Raw genomic sequence first — 347 nt, 5'->3', positions numbered from 1 at the left:
TGTTAATGGTTTGTTTTATTAGAAAAACTAATCTCAAAATCTAAATTTAGTCATTTTTTAACCTGCAAAAGATCACTTATTATTCTTGCCATCAGAACGAAACACACAAACAAATTTATAGAGAGGCAATCATGGCTCAAGCAGTACAAATGAATACTATCGCTGTTCCTAACTCTATGGATAAGAAGACCTACTCGGTTAACTTCAAAGGATTGATTGCACACATTTTTGATATTCTTTTCGTAGACAACTCTCCACGTAGTTACTACGCGAGCGACCTATCTGGTCACATGCAACGCGATATCGGTATCAACCGTTAATCTAAGCGCAAGCGCATAGAATAAAAG

Annotated in this window: 1 protein-coding gene; it reads left to right on the top strand. The window is 36.0% G+C overall.

All coding sequences use genetic code 11. The features are described 5' to 3' along the window. The first annotated feature begins 131 nt into the window (after positions 1 to 131). A complete protein-coding gene (locus tag BCT81_RS00715) occupies positions 132 to 320 on the top strand; it encodes a hypothetical protein (RefSeq protein WP_017059812.1) in 189 nt (62 codons plus the stop codon). Positions 321 to 347 lie beyond the last annotated feature (27 nt).

It is taken from the genome of Vibrio sp. 10N.261.52.A1 (assembly GCF_002876325.1).
GTDB lineage: Bacteria > Pseudomonadota > Gammaproteobacteria > Enterobacterales > Vibrionaceae > Vibrio > Vibrio chagasii.
Note: the sequence above shows the minus strand (reverse complement) of the source record. Positions and strands in the feature narration are given on the sequence as shown.